At 67.3% G+C, this 20,961-nt stretch carries 22 protein-coding genes; 11 read left to right on the plus strand and 11 right to left on the minus strand.

Translation table 11 applies throughout. From position 1 onward, the window contains the following. Positions 1-66: 66 nt before the first annotated feature. Together LL236_RS04410 and hpf are read left to right on the plus strand one after the other, a co-directional pair. Positions 67-786, plus strand: a complete 720-nt coding sequence (locus LL236_RS04410) for a ComF family protein (protein WP_228177587.1) — start codon at positions 67-69, stop codon at positions 784-786. 186 nt (positions 787-972) lie between these two features. Further along, the gene (gene hpf, locus LL236_RS04415; RefSeq protein ID WP_228177588.1) at positions 973-1,629 is read left to right on the plus strand and encodes a ribosome hibernation-promoting factor, HPF/YfiA family; all 657 of its coding nucleotides are present in this window, start codon (positions 973-975) and stop codon (positions 1,627-1,629) included. A gap of 68 nt (positions 1,630-1,697) precedes the next feature. Here the strand turns inward: hpf and LL236_RS04420 are convergent, their stop codons facing one another. The 4 genes from LL236_RS04420 to LL236_RS04435 are packed head-to-tail and all read right to left on the minus strand — an operon-like array spanning position 1,698 to position 5,958. After that, a complete protein-coding gene (locus tag LL236_RS04420) occupies positions 1,698-3,053 on the minus strand; it encodes a hypothetical protein (RefSeq protein WP_228177589.1) in 1,356 nt (451 codons plus the stop codon). 42 nt (positions 3,054-3,095) lie between these two features. Beyond that, positions 3,096-4,307: an ABC transporter permease gene (locus LL236_RS04425; protein ID WP_228177590.1), complete on the minus strand. Its 1,212-nt coding sequence runs from the start codon at positions 4,305-4,307 to the stop codon at positions 3,096-3,098. Next, positions 4,304-5,032, minus strand: a complete 729-nt coding sequence (locus LL236_RS04430; protein WP_228177591.1) for an ABC transporter ATP-binding protein — start codon at positions 5,030-5,032, stop codon at positions 4,304-4,306. Before LL236_RS04430 ends, LL236_RS04425 begins: the two co-directional genes overlap by 4 nt. Then, entirely contained in the window at positions 5,029-5,958 is a 930-nt protein-coding gene (locus LL236_RS04435; protein ID WP_228177592.1) for an efflux RND transporter periplasmic adaptor subunit, read from the minus strand. The genes LL236_RS04430 and LL236_RS04435 overlap by 4 nt, the downstream gene beginning before the upstream one ends. 305 nt (positions 5,959-6,263) lie before the next feature. Between LL236_RS04435 and secA the strand changes: the two genes are divergently transcribed. Beyond that, positions 6,264-9,080, plus strand: a complete 2,817-nt coding sequence (gene secA, locus LL236_RS04440; protein WP_228177593.1) for a preprotein translocase subunit SecA — start codon at positions 6,264-6,266, stop codon at positions 9,078-9,080. Between the two features lie 70 nt (positions 9,081-9,150). Beyond that, positions 9,151-10,377 carry a pyridoxal phosphate-dependent aminotransferase gene (locus LL236_RS04445; RefSeq protein ID WP_228177594.1) on the plus strand — a complete coding sequence of 409 codons (1,227 nt, stop codon included), beginning with the start codon at positions 9,151-9,153 and terminating at the stop codon, positions 10,375-10,377. 24 nt (positions 10,378-10,401) lie between these two features. Here the strand turns inward: LL236_RS04445 and LL236_RS04450 are convergent, their stop codons facing one another. Further along, positions 10,402-10,842, minus strand: coding sequence for an Rv3235 family protein (locus tag LL236_RS04450; RefSeq protein WP_228177595.1), 441 nt, complete (start codon positions 10,840-10,842; stop codon positions 10,402-10,404). Positions 10,843-10,970: 128 nt separating this feature from the next. On the opposite strand from LL236_RS04450, the gene LL236_RS04455 reads away from it, so the two are divergent. Then, positions 10,971-11,558, plus strand: coding sequence for a hypothetical protein (locus LL236_RS04455; RefSeq protein ID WP_228177596.1), 588 nt, complete (start codon positions 10,971-10,973; stop codon positions 11,556-11,558). Positions 11,559-11,577: 19 nt separating this feature from the next. Here LL236_RS04455 and LL236_RS04460 read toward each other — a convergent pair whose 3' ends face one another. Then, positions 11,578-11,859: a helix-turn-helix domain-containing protein gene (locus LL236_RS04460; protein WP_228177597.1), complete on the minus strand. Its 282-nt coding sequence runs from the start codon at positions 11,857-11,859 to the stop codon at positions 11,578-11,580. A 98-nt stretch (positions 11,860-11,957) separates the two neighbouring features. Here LL236_RS04460 and LL236_RS04465 point away from each other — a divergent pair, with 98 nt between their 5' ends. From LL236_RS04465 to LL236_RS04475, 3 genes are read left to right on the plus strand one after another with little or no spacing between them, the layout of a single operon-like run. Then, positions 11,958-12,581, plus strand: a complete 624-nt coding sequence (locus tag LL236_RS04465; protein WP_228177598.1) for an SAF domain-containing protein — start codon at positions 11,958-11,960, stop codon at positions 12,579-12,581. Continuing rightward, complete coding sequence (locus LL236_RS04470) at positions 12,578-13,762, plus strand: AAA family ATPase (protein WP_228177599.1); 1,185 nt, start codon at positions 12,578-12,580, stop codon at positions 13,760-13,762. The genes LL236_RS04465 and LL236_RS04470 overlap by 4 nt, the downstream gene beginning before the upstream one ends. 35 nt (positions 13,763-13,797) lie before the next feature. Beyond that, a complete protein-coding gene (locus tag LL236_RS04475) occupies positions 13,798-15,276 on the plus strand; it encodes a sensor histidine kinase (RefSeq protein WP_228177600.1) in 1,479 nt (492 codons plus the stop codon). A gap of 37 nt (positions 15,277-15,313) precedes the next feature. On the opposite strand, the gene LL236_RS04480 is transcribed toward LL236_RS04475, so the two are convergent. Continuing rightward, positions 15,314-15,562 carry a WhiB family transcriptional regulator gene (locus LL236_RS04480; RefSeq protein ID WP_019182239.1) on the minus strand — a complete coding sequence of 83 codons (249 nt, stop codon included), beginning with the start codon at positions 15,560-15,562 and terminating at the stop codon, positions 15,314-15,316. A 218-nt stretch (positions 15,563-15,780) separates the two neighbouring features. Between LL236_RS04480 and LL236_RS04485 the strand changes: the two genes are divergently transcribed. Further along, entirely contained in the window at positions 15,781-16,158 is a 378-nt protein-coding gene (locus LL236_RS04485; protein ID WP_228177601.1) for a histidine kinase, read from the plus strand. On the opposite strand, the gene bcp is transcribed toward LL236_RS04485, so the two are convergent. The 3 genes from bcp to aroA form a co-directional block, all read right to left on the minus strand. After that, positions 16,155-16,622 carry a thioredoxin-dependent thiol peroxidase gene (gene bcp, locus LL236_RS04490; RefSeq protein WP_228177602.1) on the minus strand — a complete coding sequence of 156 codons (468 nt, stop codon included), beginning with the start codon at positions 16,620-16,622 and terminating at the stop codon, positions 16,155-16,157. The genes LL236_RS04485 and bcp overlap by 4 nt on opposite strands. 87 nt (positions 16,623-16,709) lie before the next feature. After that, positions 16,710-17,756, minus strand: coding sequence for a ribosome small subunit-dependent GTPase A (gene rsgA, locus LL236_RS04495; protein ID WP_228177603.1), 1,047 nt, complete (start codon positions 17,754-17,756; stop codon positions 16,710-16,712). Further along, positions 17,753-19,117, minus strand: a complete 1,365-nt coding sequence (aroA, locus tag LL236_RS04500) for a 3-phosphoshikimate 1-carboxyvinyltransferase (RefSeq protein ID WP_228177604.1) — start codon at positions 19,115-19,117, stop codon at positions 17,753-17,755. Before aroA ends, rsgA begins: the two co-directional genes overlap by 4 nt. A gap of 35 nt (positions 19,118-19,152) precedes the next feature. Between aroA and LL236_RS04505 the strand changes: the two genes are divergently transcribed. Next, positions 19,153-19,791, plus strand: coding sequence for a sigma-70 family RNA polymerase sigma factor (locus tag LL236_RS04505; protein WP_374198004.1), 639 nt, complete (start codon positions 19,153-19,155; stop codon positions 19,789-19,791). Next, a complete protein-coding gene (locus tag LL236_RS04510; RefSeq protein WP_228177606.1) occupies positions 19,788-20,066 on the plus strand; it encodes a zf-HC2 domain-containing protein in 279 nt (92 codons plus the stop codon). The genes LL236_RS04505 and LL236_RS04510 overlap by 4 nt, the downstream gene beginning before the upstream one ends. Here LL236_RS04510 and LL236_RS04515 read toward each other — a convergent pair. Then, the gene (locus LL236_RS04515; protein WP_228177607.1) at positions 20,063-20,956 is read right to left on the minus strand and encodes a diacylglycerol kinase; all 894 of its coding nucleotides are present in this window, start codon (positions 20,954-20,956) and stop codon (positions 20,063-20,065) included. The genes LL236_RS04510 and LL236_RS04515 overlap by 4 nt on opposite strands. Positions 20,957-20,961 lie beyond the last annotated feature (5 nt).

The following is a 20,961-nucleotide window of genomic DNA, read 5'->3' on the forward strand; positions in this document are numbered from 1 at the left end:
AGAGCGCTATCCCCAGTCACCCGAACGTGAGCTCGTGAGGCCTCAATGCCCGTGCACGGTGGGGTCGTGACCACCTCTCGTATCCATCGCGGAGTCGAGTGGACACGCGATGCCGCCTCACAGGCGCTCTCGTGGCTGATTCCCGTCGACTGCGCCGGATGCGGTCGGCCAGACTCCTCGCTGTGCGATTCGTGTGAGCTGGAGTTGCGCCGCAGCACCACGCGGTGCCGGATGGTGGGTGAGCTCACCGTGTTCAGCGCCGTCGCGTACGACGGTCCGGTGGTCGGGGTGATGCGCTCCCTCAAGGCCGAGGGGAGGACCCGACTCGTCCGCCCTCTGGGGGCTGCCCTGCGCACGACGCTCGAGCGGGCCGATCTCGTGCCCGGCGGGCTGGTTGCCGCACTCGCGACGGGAACTGTGATTCCTGTCGTGATCCCCTCGTCAGCTGCTGCGTTCCGTCGTCGCGGATACCGTGTCGTCGACCTCATTGCCAGGCAGGCCGGCATGCGGTGCGTTCCGGTCCTGCGCAGTGTCGGTGCCGGCGTGGATCAACGGGCGCTTGGCCGGGCGGCGCGGGAAAGCAATACCGAGGGCATGTTCGCCGTGCGATTCGTGCCCGGTCGCCCCGTGCTGTTGATCGACGACGTTGTCACGACCGGCGCGACGCTTCGAGCGGCAGCCGAGGCGCTGCGCGAGGCGGGAGTCGCGGTTCTCGGGGCGGTGACCGTCGCGTCCACGCCGCTGCGATGGTCGTCCGGCCAGGGGCGCTCACCACGCGAACAATAGCCTTCATCGGCTCGCGCCGAGCCGCCGAGGACCGGGCAAAAGTCAGTCTACCGGGGTTATGGCGGAGGATACTGACACGGCGGAAATCGTGCGTGACAGGCAGATGGCCAGGGTCTAACGTGGGGGTAACAAGGCGACTGATGGTCCGCCCTTGGAACCGGGCGGACCGGAAACAAGGAGGTCAAGATGGACACGAACATCGCCGGCGTGGGAGTCGGTATCACCGATCGCTTCCGCTCGGTCGTCGAAGAGAAACTCGTCCGGATCGAACACCTCGCACCCCGTGCGCAGCGCATCGATGTCAAGGTCACTCATCGCACTTACCGCACGGGCCGGGTCGAAGACCACACTGTCGAGCTCACGCTCACCGGCAAAGGTCCGCTGGTGCGGGCTGAGGCGACCGATGCCGACAAGTTCACAGCGCTCGATATGGCTGTCGACAAGCTGTGCGAGCAGTTGCGACGCGCCAAAGACAAGAGGGTCGATGCCCGAAACCACCCCCGCAAGGCGATGTTCGACAAGGAACGCGGCGAGCTCGACGGGATCGACATCCAGCCCGCATCGGCAGATGTCCTCCGGCGCGTCGCGACCGGCGAGGTGCCGATCGTCGACGGTGAGGACGACGAGGCATACACGCCAGTCGTCATCCGCACGAAGGAATTCGAGGCGGAGTGGATGACGGTCGAGGAGGCTGTCGACCGGATGGAACTGGTCGGACACGACTTCTTCTTGTTCATCAACGCCGCAACCGATCACCCGAGCGTGGTGTACCGCCGCAAAGGCTGGGACTACGGTGTGATCTCCCTCACCACCGAGGCAAGCCCGGCGGCCCTCGTGAGCTGAGTGCCCGCGGCACTGCCGCAAGATCGGAGACGGATGCCGCGAGCCGTAGAGCTTGCGGCATCCGTCTCTCAGTCGAAGATCCCGTCCAGGATGCTGCCGATGACAAGGCCCCCGAGGATTCCGCCCACGAGGTCCGAACCGCCGCCGGTCCGGCGCCCGAAGCCCTCCATCGGGCCGCCCCACTGCGGATGCGGACCGGCCGAGGGACGGGATGCGTCGATGTCGCGCTGGGCATACCGCAGCGCATCGCCTGCCAGCTGGGCGGAGCGGCGGGCGAACTCCATGGCTTGATCGCGATCGTCCTCGGGGATGGTGGGGACGGTCGCGGCAGCGCCTCCGACGACGCGGTCCAGGTCCGCCCGGACGCGCTCGGCTTCGGCAAGGCGCGTGCGCGCGTCGGCACCGATCCAGCCGCGGTGGCCCGCGATGACATCTCGGGCCACCGCGAGCTGGCGGTCGGCGTCATCGATCGCGTTTCGCACATGACCGAGCTCCGGGATCGGGCGGGCAGCTCGTTCTAGCGCCGCAGCGACTGCCGCGTCCAGCGCTGCGTTGGCTTCCCGCATCCGAGTCAGGTGCTCGAAGGGGTCGGTGTTCACGCCCGCGGCAGGGAGGGCGGCGAGCGCCGCCTGCAGGGCCGACATCGCCTCGATGACCGCGGGGACCTGCGGCGCGGTGCGCGCAGCGATCAGATCCCCGCGCGAGTCCTCGACGATAGCGCCGAGTGTCGCCTCGGCTCGGAGGGCTTCGACTTCGAAGGTCTCGACTGCGTCCACCAGGGTTTCGGCGCGTCGGGCAGCCTCGGTGGCAGCTTCCATCGCGAGGTTCGCCTGCTCCCGTTGTCCGGCTTCCCGTCGACGCTCGGCGACTCCCGCGCTGTGCTCAGCGAAGCTCAGGAGCTGTTCGGCTTCGGCCGGGTTCGCGGCGACACCCTCCAGCGCGCTCGGCGCATACCTCGTGGCAAGCCGTGCCACGGTCTCACGTGCGTGCGGAATGCGTTCCCGGACGCGGGCAGCGTCAGCGCGGACCCGGGCGATGATCTCGGGCGCCCGACGTGCCCGCTCGATCGGTTCGGCAAGAGCCGCCATCCGATCTTCGAGGAGATCTTCTGCCCACTCGCACAGCTGGACGATGCGGGTGTTTCGAGTGCGGAGTTCGTCGGCGGTATCGGGTATCTCGTCGTGGTTGAGCTGGTGCAGGTGGAAGGCCTCCTGCATGTGGGTTCGCACCGAGTCGAGCGCGGCGCGCAGGTCGCCGACCGCGTTCGGTCCGAGTTCGGCTTCGGCGAACGAGACCTCGTCGACGGCGAGTCGGATGTGTTCGTCTGCCGCAACGAGCGAGCTCTGCGCGCGGCGAGCGAGGTCGGCATCCTGTTGCGCCGTCTCGGCCTGTTCACGCTTGCGTCGTCCCCAAAAGCCGGCCATGCCTCGATCCTAGAATCGCGCAGCCGTGTTCGGGCTGAGTGGTCAGACGCGCAGGGTGTCTATGACGCGTGAGCGCACCGCCACCAGTGCGGGAAGGAATCCCGCCAGCGCGCCGATGACGACAGATGCGATCAGCCCTGTTATCGCCGCCCGCACGGGGAAGGGCGGCACATCCTGCAGGGCGCCGAACATGGTCAGCACCATCGGCGTGCGCATGACGGCGACGGCCAGCACGATTCCGACGACACCGGCAACGGCGGTTGCAACGACGCTCTCGAGGAGGACCGCCGTGAAGATCCGGCCCGCGGTTGCCCCGAAGCTGCGGCGCACGCCGATCTCGCGGATGCGCTGGCGCATGGCCACCAGCTGTATGTTGACCAGCCCCAACCCGCCGAGCACCAGGATCAGCACGGCTATCGAACCGGTCACGAGCTCGAACATCGCCGCGGACGCCTGCGCATCGGGACGCGATCCCCAGTCGGTGCGCGAGACCGATACCTGCACCGCCTCCCCGGCCGCGGCGCGGACATCCGATGCCAGCAACGCACCGACCGTCGGCACGATCTCTTCGGGAACCCAGAGCTCCCACGTGACCCCGGTCTCGGCGGGCAGCGAGTCCACACGATCCCGGTATCCGTCGTACAGCATCCAGATCTGCTTATTCGAGTCCCAGTCGCCCTCACGGGGCGTGACGCCAATGATGGGGAAGGTGCCTCCCGCGCCGCCGATCACCTCCATCGTCGGATGCGTTGCCAACGGCGGTGCTCCCAGAGCCGTCCACAGGGGGTAGCTGATGACGACCGGCGGCGCCAGCAGCCCCTCGTCACCGGGCACGAACCAGCGGCCCTCGGCAACTGTCGATCGATGGATGACGGGGTACGCGGGATCCACCAGCATCGTTGTGACGGGCCTGACCCACTCCGGCGTCTGTACCTGCAGGGTCACGGATGCCGCGAGCCGCGAGACGTAGGACAGCTCGAAGCGGGCGGCGGCGCCCGAGACGTCCTCGTCGAAGCTGTCCCAGTCCATGGGCGCTCCGTCGGTGACCGATGCCGACACCGATATCGTGGCGACGCGCCCGCCGTAGCGGTCGGATTGCTCGGCTGCCGCCTGACGCTGATACTCGCCGAGTGCGACGACCGCGGTGAGGGCGGCAACCGAGACGGCGATACCGATCAAGCTCAGCAGGACCCGCAGCTTGTGATGGCGAAGTTCCGCCCACGCCTCCAGGAGCGCGCCGATGAACCCGCTCATGCCGAGACCGCCCCGAGCGCGGTGTCAGCGAACGCCCGGTCAAGGTCCACGGGGGAGAGCACACCATCGGCCAGTCGCAGATGCCGCCGCGCACGAGCCGCCACATGAAGATCGTGAGTGATCGTCACCAGGGCAGCGGCGCTCTCGGTGGCAATGTCGTCGAGTAACGCCATCACTGCGGCGCCGGTTTCGACATCCAGAGCCCCCGTCGGTTCGTCGGCGAGGATAAGCGCCGGGCGGCGTACGAGGGCTCGCGCGATGGCGACGCGCTGTTGCTCGCCGCCCGACAGTCTCTCGGGCGGCGTGTCCAACCGGTGGGCCAAGCCCACACGGTCGAGCATCGCGCGGGCAAGCTCCCGGCGGCGCCAGAACTGCTTGCCACTCGCGTACCCGAGGGGCATCTCGACGTTCTCGAGCGCCGTGCGCCCGGCAAGCAGGTGGAACTGCTGAAAGACGAAGCCGACGTCGCGCCCCCGCATCCGGTCGAGGCGCCCACGCCGGATGCCGGCGACCGGCGTGCCTCGAAACTCTGCGGTTCCCGAGGTCGGCAGATCGAGGAGGCCCAGGATGTTCAGCAGCGTGGACTTGCCCGAGCCGCTGCGGCCGACGATCGCGACGTGGTCTCCTGCCGACACCGCAAGGTCGACACCGCGCAGGATGTCGAGCGTCGACTCGTCGGGGAGTGTGACCTGTTTGGTCACACCCTCGAGCCTGACAAGGCTCACCAGCTCCACCCCGGGTCCTCGCAGAACTGACCACCCATCCCGTCGTCGTAGCAGACCGGTTCGTTCGGGGCCGCGAGGCCGGGGACGAACTGGCGCACCTGCTCGCCGTCGGTCAGTCCGGAGACGACCTCCACGACGGTGCCGTCGCTGACTCCGAGTCCGACTTCCCGCTCTTCGAGGGGGGCGCCGGTGCCGGCATCCACCCACACCAGCCCGGTGCCTGCTCCACCGCGCACTGCAGTGACCGGAACCACCAGGGCATCATCGACAGTCGCTACCCGGATGGACAGCTCGGTCCGAAGGCCTGCGAACACTGTCTGGTCGGTCGGGACGGCGCACGTGATGCTGGTCGTGCCGTCTTCGGACACCTGCACCGATAGGCCCGTGCATGAGAAGGGCGTGGGGCCGCCCTGGATTGTGACTTCGCCCTCGGTCGGGGCCTTCAGCAGTCGATACAGCTGCACCGGCTCGATGGTGCTCTGCACGTGATACCGGGTGGGGCTGAGCGTCGCGATTTCGCCTCCGATGCTCGTCGGCTGTCCTTTCACCACGGCCACGGCGGTCACCTCGCCGGCCTCCGGGGCCAGCACATCGATCGTCTTGGCGGGATAGGACTGCTTGATCGTCATCAAGACCTGACCGGCTGCGACCGACTGTCCCGGTGCAACCTTGACCTCGCTGACGGCTCCGTCGACCTCGGAACGCACCGTCACGGCGTCGTCGCGCGCGATCGTTCCTTCGAGGGTCAGTTCGTCGATCACGCTCTGGCGGACGACGGGCACAACCGGCTCGGTGATCTGCCCACCCGGATCTGCCGAGGCCGTCGCCGTATCGGGGAAGAACGCCATCTTCACGAGTGCGGCGGCGAGAGCCCCGAACACGATAACGAAGAGGATGGGAAATACCCACCGACGCCACACAGCCATAGACATACGCCTTCCATTCGCGACGAAGCGTTCCCCCGATGAGCGCGGATGGCTTCGTGTGATCCCCCGCGTGCAACCTATCCCGCGCCTGCGGGCACGGCCAACACTGTCGATGACATTTCAGGGTCTTCCCCGAGAGACTCAGGGTGCGCGTTTGCTGGGGCGGGAAAGCGGGGACGCTTCCGCTGGGAGCGGACCCAGCGCACGCCAAGGTCACGGCCCGGTAACATGAGTCGGTATGTCCGCGCGCGGTTCGCGCCGGGTCGGCACCCCGGGTGCCGCCGTTGACAGATGGAGAGCTTTCCGTGGCCAATCCTCTCGAGAAACTCCTGCGTGCCGGTGAAGGTCGGCTCCTGCGGCGCTTGCAGCAGGTTGCGAAGGCGGTCAATGCCCTCGAGGACGAGTACTCGCAGCTGACTGATGACGAGCTGCGGGACGAGACCGCGGAGTTTCGCACCCGCTACGAGGCTGGCGAGACGCTCGACAAGCTGATGCCCGAGGCCTTCGCCGCCGTGCGGGAGGCCGCCAAGCGGACGATCGGTCAGCGGCACTACGACGTGCAGCTGATGGGCGGCGCTGCCCTGCACCTCGGCAACATCGCGGAGATGAAGACCGGTGAGGGCAAGACGCTGGTGGCGACACTTCCGGCGTACTTGAACGCGATCGCGGGCAAGGGCGTGCACGTGATTACCGTCAACGACTTCCTCGCGAGCTATCAGGCCGACCTCATGGGGCGTGTGTACCGGGCGCTGGGGATGACGACCGGCACGATCGTGTCGGGACAGACCCCCGAGGTGCGCCGGGAGCAGTACCTCGCAGACATCACCTACGGCACGAACAACGAGTTCGGTTTCGACTACCTTCGCGACAACATGGCGTGGCGCCGGGAGGACCTCGTCCAGCGCGGACACTTCTTCGCGATCGTCGACGAGGTTGACTCGATCCTCATCGATGAGGCCCGCACACCCCTGATCATCTCGGGCCCCTCCGCGGGAGAAGCGAACCGGTGGTTCGCCGAGTTCGCGAAGATCGCTCGCACTCTCGAGCCGGGAATCGACTACGAGGTCGACGAGAAGAAGCGCACGATCGGCGTGCTCGAGCCGGGTATCGAGAAGGTCGAAGACCATCTCGGGATCGACAACCTCTACGAGTCAGTCAACACTCCGCTGATCTCGTTCCTGAACAACTCGATCAAGGCGCTCGCCCTGTTCAAGCGCGACACCGACTACGTCGTCATGAACGACGAGGTGATGATCGTCGACGAGCACACGGGCCGAATCCTGGTGGGCCGCCGCTACAACGAAGGCATCCACCAAGCGATCGAGGCGAAGGAAGGTGTCCCGGTCAAGGCCGAGAACCAGACTCTCGCGACAGTGACGTTGCAGAACTACTTCCGCCTCTACGACAAGCTCTCGGGCATGACCGGCACCGCCGAGACCGAGGCTGCCGAGTTCATGTCGACCTACCAGCTGGGAGTCGTCGCGATCCCGACGAACAAGCCGATGATCCGCAAGGATCAGTCCGACCTCGTCTACAAGAACGAGCCGGCGAAGTTCGCTCAGGTCGTCGAAGACATCGCGAAGCGCCACGAGTCGGGGCAGCCGGTGCTCGTCGGCACCGTTTCGGTGGAAAAGAGCGAATACCTGTCGCGTCTGCTCGCGAAGAAGGGCATCAAACACGAGGTTCTCAACGCGAAGAACCACGCTCGCGAGGCCGAGATCGTGGCGCGCGCCGGACGACTGGGCGCAGTCACGGTTGCGACGAACATGGCCGGGCGCGGAACCGACATCATGCTGGGCGGGAACGCCGAGTTCCTCGCGGTTCAGGAGATGAAGACCAAGGGGCTCGACCCGGTGGAGACACCGGACGAGTACGAGGCCGAGTGGGATGCCGTCTACCAGTCCACCCGCGACCACGTTTCCGAAGAGGCCGAGAAGGTTGTGGCAGCCGGCGGTCTATACGTGCTCGGTACTGAGCGGCACGAGTCGCGCCGCATCGACAACCAGCTGCGGGGTCGGTCGGGACGTCAGGGCGACCCGGGAGAGAGCCGGTTCTACCTGTCGCTGACCGATGACCTCATGCGCCTGTTCCAGTCAGGGGCTGCCGAGGCAATCCTCTCGCGCACCAACTTCCCCGACGACGTCGCCATCGAATCGGGCATGGTTTCGCGGGCGATCAAGAGCGCGCAATCGCAGGTGGAGGCGCGTAACGCCGAGCTGCGCAAGAACGTGCTGAAGTACGACGACGTCCTGAACCGGCAGCGCGAAGCGATCTACTCGGATCGCCGCCACATCCTCGAGGGGGATGATATCGCCGACCGCGTCCAGCACTTCATCGAGGACGCCATCAGCACGCTGATCGACGATCACACGGGTACCGGTCACACCGAGAGCTGGGACTTCGACGCGCTGTGGACCGAACTCAAGACGCTATATCCGGTCTCTCTCACAATCGACGAGGTCGTCGCCGAGTCCGGAAGCAAGGGCAAGGTCACCCCCGAGGTACTGAAGCGCGAGATCATTTCCGATGCACGCATCGCCTACCGGAAGCGCGAAGAAAGCCTCGGCGAAGCTGCCATGCGCGAGCTTGAGCGGCGGGTCGTGCTTCAGGTCGTCGACCGCCGCTGGCGCGACCACCTCTACGAGATGGATTACCTGAAGGACGGCATCGGCCTGCGCGCGATGGCGCAGCGTGATCCGCTCATCGAGTACCAGCGCGAGGGCTATCAGATGTTCCAGCAGATGATGGGCCAGATCAAGGAAGAGTCAGTCGGGTACCTCTACAACCTCGAGGTCGAGGTCCGCCGCGCGGACGGAGAGAACGCCGCCGAGGTCGAGGCCAAGGGTCTGTCGATCGCGCCCGTGGAGGGACAGCGTCTGCAGTACTCCGCGGCCAATGACGCCGGTGAAGTCGAGGTGCGAAACGAACGCGGCCAGGTGCAGCAGGCGGCCACCAGCCGGGCCCGCCAGGCCGCGGCATCCGCGCCCGCAGCGCCCGTCGCGCCGACGCCCCCCGCTGTGCGCGGCGCGTTCGGCCAGCGCACCGACGGTGAAGCGCCGGCGCCGGCTGCCCAGCAGCCGCTGAACCGCGCCCAGCGGCGCGCTGCCGACAAGAAGAAGTAAGCGCAGAACGCGAGACCCGCGATCCACGCGCGGTCAGGTGGCCCGGTGGGTGCGGCATTATCCTGAACGGATGACCCACCCCCGGCCGCTCGACCAGTCGAGCAAACTCAAGCACGTCCTCTACGAGATCCGGGGGCAGGCCCTCGTCGAGGCCGATCGTCTGGAGGCCGAGGGACACCGGATCCTCAAGCTGAACACGGGGAACCCGGCAGCTTTCGGCTTCGAGGCTCCGTTCCAGATCGTGCGGGACATGATCGAGGCGGTACCCGAAGCCCACGGGTACAGCGACAGCCGCGGCATCAAGTCTGCTCGGCTCGCCGTCGTCTACCGATACGAGCAGGTTCCCGGATTCCCGGCGCTCGACCCCGATGACGTGTACCTCGGTAACGGGGTCTCCGAGCTCATCACGATGACGATGCAGGCCCTCCTGGACGAGGGCGACGAGGTGTTGATACCCGCACCCGACTACCCGCTGTGGACGGCGATGACGAGCCTGGGGGGTGGGACGCCCGTTCACTACCTGTGCGACGAGCAGAACGGTTGGCAGCCCGACATCGAGGACATCCGCTCGAAGATCACCGAGCGCACCAAAGCGATCGTCGTCATCAACCCCAACAACCCGACCGGTGCCGTCTACACCCGCGAAGTCCTCGATCAGATCGCCGACATCGCCCGCGAACACTCGCTTCTGGTCCTTGCTGACGAGATCTACGACCGCATCCTCTTCGACGATGCGAGACACATCCCGATGGCCGCCGTTGCGCCGGATCTGCTGGTGCTGACCTTCAACGGGCTCTCGAAGACCTATCGAGTCGCCGGCTATCGCTCGGGGTGGCTCGCGATCACGGGGCCGAAGGATCACGCAGCCGGCTTCCTGGAGGGAATCACCCTGCTGGCCTCGACGCGGCTGTGTCCCAATGTCCCGGCGCAGTACGCCGTGCAGGCTGCGCTGTCGGGAGTCCAGTCGATCGACGCGCTGATCGCTCCCACGGGGCGGTTGCATGAGCAGCGGGATGCCGCCTGGGAGGCGCTGGAGTCGATCCCCGGGGTGAGCTGCGTCAAGCCGGAGGGCGCGCTGTACGCCTTCCCGCGCTTCGATCCGAACGTGTACGACATCCGGGATGATGCGAAGCTCGTGTACGACTTCCTTGTCGCCGAGAAGGTGCTGCTCGTGCAGGGGACGGGATTCAACTGGCCGACCCCGGACCACGTGAGGATCGTGACGCTTCCTGAATCCCGAGTGCTGACTGAGGCTATCGAGCGGCTCGGCAACTTCCTGTCGTCGTACCGGCAGTAAGGCGGCGCGCCGTCCGCGGCGTTGTCAGAGCAGGGCGAGAGAGGTGGTGCGCCACCGACCGTCCATGCCCTCCAACCGCAGGGCCACAGCACGGGTGCGCGCCGGACCGCGGACGATGACCACGCCCTCGACGATGCCGTCGGCGGGGGAGGAGTGGCGTACGGAAACGATCTGATGCACGGGACGCTTCGCTGGGATGCCGCGGGCGCTTCGTGCGCGGGCGGCGAGGTTGGCCCGGGTGACGAGCTTCCGATACGCATCCTCGGTCAGCCACCTGGCGAGTTGGTCAACCTCGCGGACACCCGCGAAGATCTCCAGGACCCCACGAGAGATGTTGCGCAGGAAGGTCTCGGGATCGGGGAGGTCGGCGGTGCTCGTGCGCTGTGGCGCGAAGTACTGGTTCAGCTCGGCCGCTTCGTCTGCCGCGCGGTAAGCGCGTGCGAAGCTCGATTGCGTCGTCGCCATGAGATCTCACTCTCGACCGGTAACAGGATGTCGAGAAGTAGAGCACACGGCAGGGGGCTCGGTGGGGGCCGGGATCCCGCTGTGGACAGTTTCTCATCGACTCCTCATCTACGACGTACGCTCGCCCCGTGCGATGGGACCGGCTGTTCGATGACCTCGAAGCTCAGGCGTCAGCCGAGTGGGAAGCCGAGCGTGCGGCCCTCGCCTCCGAGTCCGAGCGGGTGCGCCTGTCGCGCGTGTCGCTGAGAGACCGGCTGCTCGTGCTGCGAGACGCTCAGGCCCAGGTGCGGGTGCAGTTGAGCGGCGGCGCCGGCGTCGAAGGGCGAATCGTTGCCGTGGGTGCTGATTGGTTGGCGGTCGACCGAGGACCGTCCTCCGTCAGCATCGTTCCGCTCGGTGGGCTCACGGGGCTACGGATGGCGCACGCCGACCTTCTGCACAGCGCTTCGGGACGTGTGGGGCAAGCCCTCCGCGAGCGGATGGATCTCGGTTTCGTGCTGCGCGACCTCGCACGCCGGCGGGTTCCCGTTCTTGTCGAACTGGTCGCGGACGACGCGCTGACCGGAACCGTCGATCGAGCCGGCGCGGATCACTTCGACCTTGCCATTCACGACCTCGACGTTCCGCGGCATCCGTCGGCGGTGACCGGATTTCGGATGGTTCCGTTCGGCGCCCTCGCGCAGCTGGTCGTGGCGGCCGGAGACGCGGGGCTCTGACCCGCGGAAGCCTCCCGGATCAGTCTGGGTTGCGAATGGCCCCGGTGCCCCACAGTTCCGGGAAGCTCGCGGTCTGCGACTGGTGCCACAGCGCCATGCGTCGGGTCTGTTCGACCTGGTCGTCGAGGTAGGACTCGACACTCATCTCGTCGATGCGCCACTGCCCGCTTTCGCCGACACGCATCCCGCGGAGCTGCCCGGCCAGGACCAGGGCCATCACGTCCTCGACCTCGATCGCGAGCACTTCGGCGACCTGCGATGGCGTCAACAGGCGCGCGTCGGCGGCGGGAGGCTGGGGCATGTCCCCATTATGACGCCGGGTTCTGACAGGGCGGCGCAGCGGCGCCCGCTGTGGATAAGCGCGGCAGCGATTCACGAGTCTCGGCGACCATGGTTCGCATGTCCTCCCGCTCTCATACCTCCCGGCGCCCCGCGTGGGCAGACCTGCGGTTCCTGGTCGGCGTCGTTCTGGTTCTGGCTTCCGTCGGTGGTGTGTGGTTCATCGTGTCGTCGGCGCGCCAGACCGAACCCGTCTACGTAGCCGTCCGAGCGATAGTTCCCGGCGAGCCGGTAGCTGCAGCGGACCTTGCCGTCGTGGATGTCGCTCTGGGAGTCGCGTCGAACGCTTACCTCAGGGCTGACGACCTCGGGGAAGGGCTCGTTGCAGCGCGCACAGTCTCGGCTGGCGAACTCGTGCCCGCCGACGCTCTCGTGACCGACGACAGTACGCGATCCACGACGGTCGTCGTCCGCAGCGCAGCCGAGGTACCGGGTTCGGTCGTGGCCGGATCGACTGTCGAGTTGTGGGCAGCGCCGCGTCTTGATCAGTCACGCTTCGATACGCCACGCATTCTCGTGGCCGACGCGACGGTCGTCAGCGTCACCCGGGATGATTCACCCCTGGCCGGCGGAACGGCGGCGGTCGAACTGGTGATTCCCCGCGCCGATGTCGCTGCCGCGCTCGCTGCAATCGCCGACGGCTCCGCGCTCTCGGTCATCCCCTGGACCCCGGGGCTGCAATGAGAGCGCTGATCGCGCTGGACGAGCCACACGCGACGCGGCTGGCCGAAGAGCTCTCGCGGCTCGGATGGGACGCGCACGCAACGCCGGCCACGACACCCGGTCTCGCCGCCGCTCGCGGTGGTGTCCGGGGTGCCGGTGACGAGGAGCTGGAGCTTCTCGTCGTCGCTGCGCGCCACGACACACTCACACGTGAGCTCGTGACCGCTTGCGATCGGGAGGGAATCCGGATCGCCCCCGTGGGGGACGGTGAGACACCGGCGCGCCTGGCTCAGGCGTTCGGGCTCGGCGTGCCGATGTCGCCACGGGCTTCCGGGCGCGAGCTCGTGCGTGCCCTCCGAGACCCGCTGCCCGTCGCGCCGGTTCCCCGGAACAGGCGCCGAGTCATCGCAGTATGGGGTGCGGCAGGGTCGCCCGGGCGATCGACGATAGCGATCGAGCTCGCGGTGGAGCTCGCCCGCGACCGCGATGTGGCGCTGATCGATGCCGACTCCCACGCGCCCTCGATAGCGCTGGCGCTCGGCCTGCCCGATGAAGGTCCGGGGTTCGCCGCCGCATGCCGACAGGTGAACCGTGGCGCCCTGGATGTCGCCGAACTGGACCGAATCGCGCTTCGGCTCGGGCGGGGGCCACAGGTTCTGGCCGGCATCAATCGGCCTTCGCGTTGGCCGGAGCTGCGCGAGGATCGCGTACGTGCCGCGCTCTCCATATGCCGCGAGTGGGTGGATGACACCGTGGTCGACGTGGCGGCGCCCCTGGACCGTGACGAAGAGATCGTGAGCGATCTCGCCGGTGGCAGGCGCAACGCCGCAACGATCGCCGCCCTCCAGGAAGCCGATCTCGTCGTCGCCGTGGCCGGTGCGGATCCCGTCGGTATCAGCCGTTTCGTTCGCGGCTACGCGCAGCTGCGCGAGACAGTGGGAGCGACACCGATCGCGGTGGTCGCCAACCGGCTGCGCCCGGGCTCCCTGGGCATCGACGCCCGCGGCCAGGTACGCCGAAGTCTCGACCGGTTCGCCGGCATCCGTGACGTGTGGTTCGTGCCGCAAGATCCGCGCTCGGCCGATGCTGCGCTCCTGGCCGCCCGTCCGATCGCGGACGTTGCCCGGAGATCGCCGATCGTGTCCGGCGTGCGGCGCTTCGTGAGCGAGGCGCTCGCCGTCGACACTCGCAAAGCTGCGTAGTTCGAGCATCCACGCTGGGGCTCTAGGCTGAAACGATGTCGACCCTCAGCGATCTCGTCTATGACCAGGGGCGTTCCACCGGCGCGGATGTCGAATGGCTCCACCGCCTGGCCGGGGACGGTCAGTTGCTGGCCGATCTCGCTTTCGCCGACATCGTCATCTGGGTTCCGACGGCAGATGACTCGTTCGTCGCTGTCGGCCACGCCCGGCCCAGCGGCGCCGCGACCCTGTTTTATCGGGACATCGTCGGAGACCCCGTCCGACCCCAGTGGCGGACCCAGATTCGCGAGGCGTTCTTCTCGGGAATGATCGTCGACTCGGCATCCCCTGACTGGTTCGAAGAGACCCCGACCCGGGTCCGCGCGGTACCGATCGTGCGAGGGTCCGGCTCCGGTCGCACCACGCTGGGAGTCCTGACGCGCCACACCAATCTTGGGGAGACACGCACTCCTTCGCGCCAGCAGATCACCTTCAACGAGTGCGCCGACGACCTGTTCGGAATGGTCGCCTCGGGCGACTTTCCGGATCTCAGCGCACCGACCGCTCCGCGTCGGGGCGCTCCGAGAGCCTCTGACGGACTCGTGCGCCTCGACGTCGATGGGACGGTGACCTTCGCGAGCCCCAACGCTCTCTCGGCCTTCAATCGCATGGGGTTCGAGGATGAGCTCGAAGGCGAATCCCTCGTCGAGGTGACCACGGAGATCCTTCCCGAGAAGCGCCAGTTCGACGAGTCGCTTCCCCTGGTCGTGACGGGGAGGGCACCCTGGCGTGCCGACATCGAGGCGCGTGGTGTGACGGTGAGCCTGCGGACGATCCCCCTGCGCGACCACGGGACCCGCATCGGGGCGATCGTGCTGTGCCGCGATGTCACCGAATTGCGACACCAGGAGCAAGAGCTCATCACCAAGGACGCGACGATTCGCGAGATCCACCACCGGGTCAAGAACAATCTGCAGACTGTCGCGTCGCTCCTTCGCATCCAGGCTCGCCGTTCGCACACCGAAGAGGCCCGAGAAGCGCTGACGCAGGCGATGCGACGCGTCTCGGCGATCGCCGTCGTGCACGACACCCTCTCAGAGGGACTCACTCAGCGCGTCGATTTCGACGATGTCTTCGATCGTGTTCTCAAACTCGTCGCCGAGGTGGCTGCTGCACCCACGACACGCGCGCGGACCCGGTCTGTGGGACGCTTCGGCACCCTCCCGAGCGAGTACGCCACGCCCCTGGCGCTGGCCCTCACCGAGCTGGTGACCAACGCTGTCGAGCACGGCCTCGCCGGGAAGGAAGGCGACGTCGAGATCGAGGCCGAGCGCGACCCCGAGCGGCTCCTGGTGCGTGTTCGTGACAACGGCGTCGGCCTGCCGGAGGGCCAAGTCGGCCGAGGGCTGGGCACGCAGATCGTTCGGACGCTCATCCAGGGAGAACTCGGCGGCACGATCGACTGGCACACGCTCGTCGGAAGCGGTACGGAAGTCACGATCGACATCCCGCTCCGCTACATCGCGCTGGACTGAGCACGGCCTCCGGTCTCAGGCCAGCGCGCCGAGTGGCTCAGCTGGCGCGGCGAGCCCGGGCAGCGCGGCGCTTGAGGGCGCGGCGCTCGTCTTCGGAGAGGCCACCCCACACGCCCGAGTCCTGACCGGACTCCAGCGCGTACTGCAGGCAGATTTCGGTGACGGTGCACCGGGCGCACACGGATTTCGCCTTCTCGATTTGGTCGACGGCTGGACCGGTGTTTCCTACCGGGAAGAACAGCTCGGGGTCGACAGTCAAGCAGGCGGCCTTGTCGCGCCAATCCATAGGGGGTGCTCCTTGATGGGGAATGAGCATCGGGCCACCGGGCGGTCGGATACTCTGTGAGGTGTACGAGAAGATGTCTCGTCCCACGACCTTGTGGGAGCACACGGCTTTACCCATCGTCCCACAGCCGTTCACCCGAATCAAGGGTTCATCCGTGAGGACGTTGCAAGAACGTTGTGTACGGGCCGAGAGTGGTCGGGAGGTCCATGGTGCGCTCGATGATTGCCGCTCGAGCAGCGGGCGTGATCGTGCTATTGGAAGGGGCGGGAATCGGCGCACTCGCCGTCTGGGAGATCGTCGCGGTCATCACCGGGGACACGGCGGCACTCGACAGCGCGATCGCCCTGATCGTGCTGACGCTGGCCGGGGCGGCGATCGTCGCGGTGTTCGGTGTCGCCACCTGGCGGGGACTGTCATGGGGTCGCTCGGGAGCGATCGTGGCACAACTGCTGATCCTCGCGGTGGCGCTGGGAGCCGCAACAGGCCAGTATGCGCATCCGGTCACCGGCGTTGCAATCGCGATCCCAGCCGTCATCGCCCTCGTCCTCTTGGTGATCGCCGTTCGCGGCGCGGCCCCGCCGGCGCGGGAAGACTAGAGACCGAGCAGACCGCGGATACGGGCTACGTGCCCCGCCGCCTTGACGTTGTAGAGCGCGTGCGTGATGACGCCCTTCTCGTCGAGGACGAAGGTCGAGCGCAGCACACCTTCTGTCGTCTTGCCGTACATCGTCTTCTCGCCCCACGCTCCGTAGGCCTCGTGCACGGAACGGTCGGGGTCGCTCAGTAGGTCGTACGGAAGCGCGTCGCGTTCGCGGAACGCCCGCAGCTTGGCGGGAGCGTCGCGCGAGATGCCGAGCACCACGTAACCGGCGGCGCGAAGCGGCTCGACACTGTCGCGGAAGTCGCAAGCCTCCGTCGTGCAGCCGGGTGTCATCGCCTGCGGGTAGAAGAAGAGGATGAGGCCCTGGCCGCGCAGGTCGTGAAGCGAGACATCACTCTCATCCTGGTTCAGGAGGGTGAAGTCGGGTGCAGCGGTGCCGGGTTCTAGACGCACTGTCATGAATCCACCCTAGAGCCGTGCGCCCGGCGCGGGCCACCATCAGCCGGTGCGGTTGCACGTGACATGGATGCTGCGGCGCGAGGCGTATCAGGGGCGGTCAGAGAACGTCGTGAGCAGACGCTGCAGTGAATCCAGCCGCGCTGCCGCCCCGGGCCCGAGGCGTCCCGCCGCCACAGCCTCTTCGATGGCGCAATCGGGCGCGTCGGGCAGGTGAGTGCACCCACGCGGACACTCGCGTGCGACCTCGGCAAGGTCGGTGAACGCCCGCAGGATATTGTCGGGATCGACGTGACCGAGCCCGAAGGAGCGCACGCCGGGGGTGTCGACCACCCATCCCGTGCCCGACGGTGCCTCGTAGCGCAGCGAGACCGTCGAACTCGACGTGTGTCGTCCCCGACCGGTGACCTCGTTGACATGTCCCGTCGCCCGCTCGGCGCTCGGGACCAGAGCGTTGACAAGGGTGGACTTACCCACGCCGGAGTGCCCGACGAACACTGTGCTGTGGCCGACGAGCGCGGCACCGATCCGCTCCAGGGGCATGTCAGAGCGCGCACTGGTGAAGACCTCGAGGTCGAGGCCCGCGAAGTGCGACAGAAACTCCTCTGGGTCCGAAAGGTCGGTCTTGGTGATGACCATCAGGGGGCGGATACCGGCATCCAGTGCTGCCACCAGGTAGCGGTCCACCAGCCGGGGGCGCGGCTCCGGGTCGGCGGCGGCGATCACGATGAGCATCTGATCGGCGTTGGCGACGATGACGCGCTCGACCTGATCGGTGTCGTCGGCGCTTCGGCGAAGGAGAGACGTGCGGGGTTCGATGCCCACGATCCTGCCGAGAGTTCCCTCGTCTCCCGAGGTGTCTCCCACAACCCGGACGCGGTCACCGGTGACGATCGCGGTGCGGTGAAGTTCGCGAGCGCGGGCGGCGGTAACCTGGCGTTCGGCGCCAGTGTCTTCGCCGACGAGCACGGTGTAGCGGCCGCGGTCCACCCCCAGGACCCGCGCGATCTCGGCATCCGCGTGGCTGGGGCGGCGCTTGGTGCGCGGCCGGTTGGCCTTGGGGTTCGGCCTGACGCGGATATCGCTCTCGTCCATGCCGAGTTCATCGTCATCATCGACGTCCCCGAGCCAGCTCACTCCGCGCCGTTCCCTTCGAGCATGGAGGTCCAGAGCTCGGGGAACTGCGGCATCGTCTTCGCTGTGGTCCTGATGTCGTCGACCACGACTCCGCCGACGGCGAGGCCGATCAGCGCGCCGGTCGTCGCAATACGGTGGTCATGGAACGCCTGCCACACCCCGCCGTGGAGCGGCTGAGGCAGGATTCGCAGGCCGTCCTCGAGCTCTTCTGCGGCTCCGCCGAGCGCCCGCAGGTTGCCGACGAGCGCAGCGATGCGGTCGGTCTCGTGGCCGCGAATGTGCCCGACTCCCGTGATTGTCGTCGGTTCCGGGGCGAATGCGGCCAGCCCCACGATCGTGGGTGTCAGCTCACTCGCCGCCGACAGGTCGATCTCGATGCCACGGATGCCGCGCCCCGCAGCGACGGTGAGGGCGCCACCGCGGCGCGTGACGCGGGCCCCCATTTCGTGCAGGATCGTGGCGAGCATGACGCCGGGCTGTGTCGAGTGCGCGGGCCACCCGGTGATCGTGACGCTCCCTCCGGTGACCATGGCAGCTGCCAGGAACGGAGCGGCGTTGGACAGGTCGGGTTCGATGGCCACCGTCTTTCCGCGCGGGGGCTGCGGGGGAACGATCCACTCGCGCGGCGAGGGCCGCTCCACATGCACGCCGCGGTTCGCGAGGCACTCGATGGTCATATCGATGTGCGGCATGCTCGGCAGGCGTGACCCCGAGTGAATGAGGTGGAGACCCGTGTCGAAACGGGGAGCTGCGAGCAGCATCCCGGAAACGAACTGGCTTGAGGCGCTCGCGTCGATGACGACTTCGCCGCCGCGGATGTGTCCGTGCCCCCGCACCTGGAAAGGGAGTGCCCAACGGCCCTCGTCGTCGACGTCGACGCCCACGTCACGAAGGGCCGTGATCATGGCTCCCATGGGCCGGTGCAGCGCGCTCTCATGCGCAGTCAGTGTGACATCGCCCTCGGCCAGCCCGGCAATGCCCGCGATGAACCTCATGACGGTGCCGGCCTGACCGCAGTCGACTGTCGCACTGCGAAGCCCCGAGTAGGACGCACCGACCGAGCCGGATCCGCTGGGAGGCGTGACGATCAGGTCGGGCCCGAAGGGGCTCTCGCCCTCCACGCTCTCGATCTGGATACCCAGCGCCGTGAGGGCCGCAACCATGCGGACGGAGTCGTCGGAGTGCAGCGGAGCGTGGAGCGTGCTCGGAGAATCGGCGATCGCCGAGAGGATCAATTCGCGGTTCGTGAGCGACTTGGATCCGGGAACTGCCAAACGGGCGGTGAGTGCTCCCGAGGCGCGCGGAGCCGACCAACCGGACTCTCCCAAGCCGGTCGGGGTGGAATATCTTTCGCCGCTCATCGGTTCCTAGCCTAATGAGGGACGGAAGGAGCCCGATGACGATCGCTATGGCGCCGGACGTAGACTGGCGCGTGATGACTGATCAGGCCGAGGCGCCGGCCGACCCGCGCGCGCAGTTCGAAGAGCAGGCCCTGCCGTTCATGGACCAGCTCTACGCGGCTGCGATGCGAATGACACGGAACCCCGCGGACGCTGCAGACCTTGTGCAGGAGACCTTCGTCAAGGCGTACGCATCGTGGTCGAGCTTCACTCAGGGCACGAACCTGAAGGCGTGGCTTTACCGCATCCTGACCAACGCGTACATCAACACGTACCGCAAGAAGCAGCGTGAGCCGTACCAGAGCGCCATCGAGGATCTCGAAGACTGGCAGCTCGGCGGAGCGGAGTCCACGACATCGTCCCGCACGCGGTCGGCAGAAGCTGAAGCAATCGACCATATGCCGGCATCCGTCGTGAAGGACGCGCTGCAGTCGATTCCCGAGGACTTCCGGCTCGCGGTGTATCTCGCCGACGTCGAAGGCTTTGCGTATCAGGAGATCGCCGACATCATGAAAACCCCCATCGGCACCGTGATGAGCCGTCTGCACCGTGGCAGACGGATGCTACGGGAGCTGCTGGCCGAATATGCGACCGAGCGGGGGATCTCGGTCGCCGTATCGAGGAGCGACACATGACCGATTGCGGTTGCGCCAAAGCCACGCGGGACTTGGAAGAGTACCTGCGCAACGAAGTGTGCAAGACCGAGCATGCCGACATCCGCGAGCACCTTGAGCACTGTCCGGCCTGCCGCGACGAAGCGCTCGTGGCCACGACGCTCACCGAGGCTGTTGCTCGGGCGTGCAAGGAGACTGCGCCCGAGGAGCTTCGCGATCAGGTCATGGCGAAGCTGCGCGCGGTACAGGCTGTGCACGACACAGAGCTGGCCTCGAAGGGTGCGTCGAGCGCTTAGTTCGCAGGCACGAAAACACGAAGCGCCCGGGGAACGACGTCGATCTGGACCGGCAGGGGCCCGATCGGGTCGCCGTCGGCGTAGGCGGTGACGCCCGGCGCGCTGAGGCGGATCATCCGAGCCCGGTACATGCTCACTTCGGGGACCGCTCCGTGCGTTCCGCGGTAGACACGGGGGAGCAGTCGAAGAAAGCGCGCGCGATGGGTCGGGCGAACAAGGACGACACCCAGTTCCCCATCGGCGGGATCTGCGCGAGGCGCGATCTGAACACCCCCGCCGTAGCTGGTCCCGTTGGCAACGGCTGCCATCAGGAGGGCGCCATCGTGCCGGGTCACGCTGCCCGCGGCATCCGTCAGTTCGATCTCGTATGCGAAGCTACGTAGCCCTACCAACTCTCGCAGAATGGCGATGGTGTATCGCGACGAGCCGCGAGGCCACCGCATCCGGTTGGCCCGGTCGTTGACACGCGAGTCGAAGCCGCTGGCCAGGACCGATCCGAAGTAGACCTCCGGCTCGCCGTGTCGACTGATGCGCGCGAGGTCGATATCGCGAGTCAGCCCGCCGACGATCGCGTCGGCAGCTTCGTCGGGGTGCAGCTCGCGGATGCCGAGCATGTCGGCCAGGTCGTTGCCCGTCCCCGCCGGGATGATGCCGAGAGGTGTCGTGCTGTGGGCCAGAACCTGCATCGCAAGGGACACCGTCCCGTCACCGCCAGCCACGGCTACGGCGTCAGTTCCGAGGCGCACCGCCTCGCGCAGCAACTCCGTCGACTCGACAGCGCTGCCACCGCTGATCAAGGTCGCGCGAATGCCGTGCTCGCGAAGTCGCTCGGCAGCCCTGGTCGCGATCGTGCCACCCGTTCCGGCTCGAGCCGCCGGATTGACCAGCACGGTGA

The sequence above is a fragment of the Microbacterium schleiferi genome (assembly GCF_020781975.1).
Classification (GTDB): Bacteria; Actinomycetota; Actinomycetes; order Actinomycetales; family Microbacteriaceae; genus Microbacterium.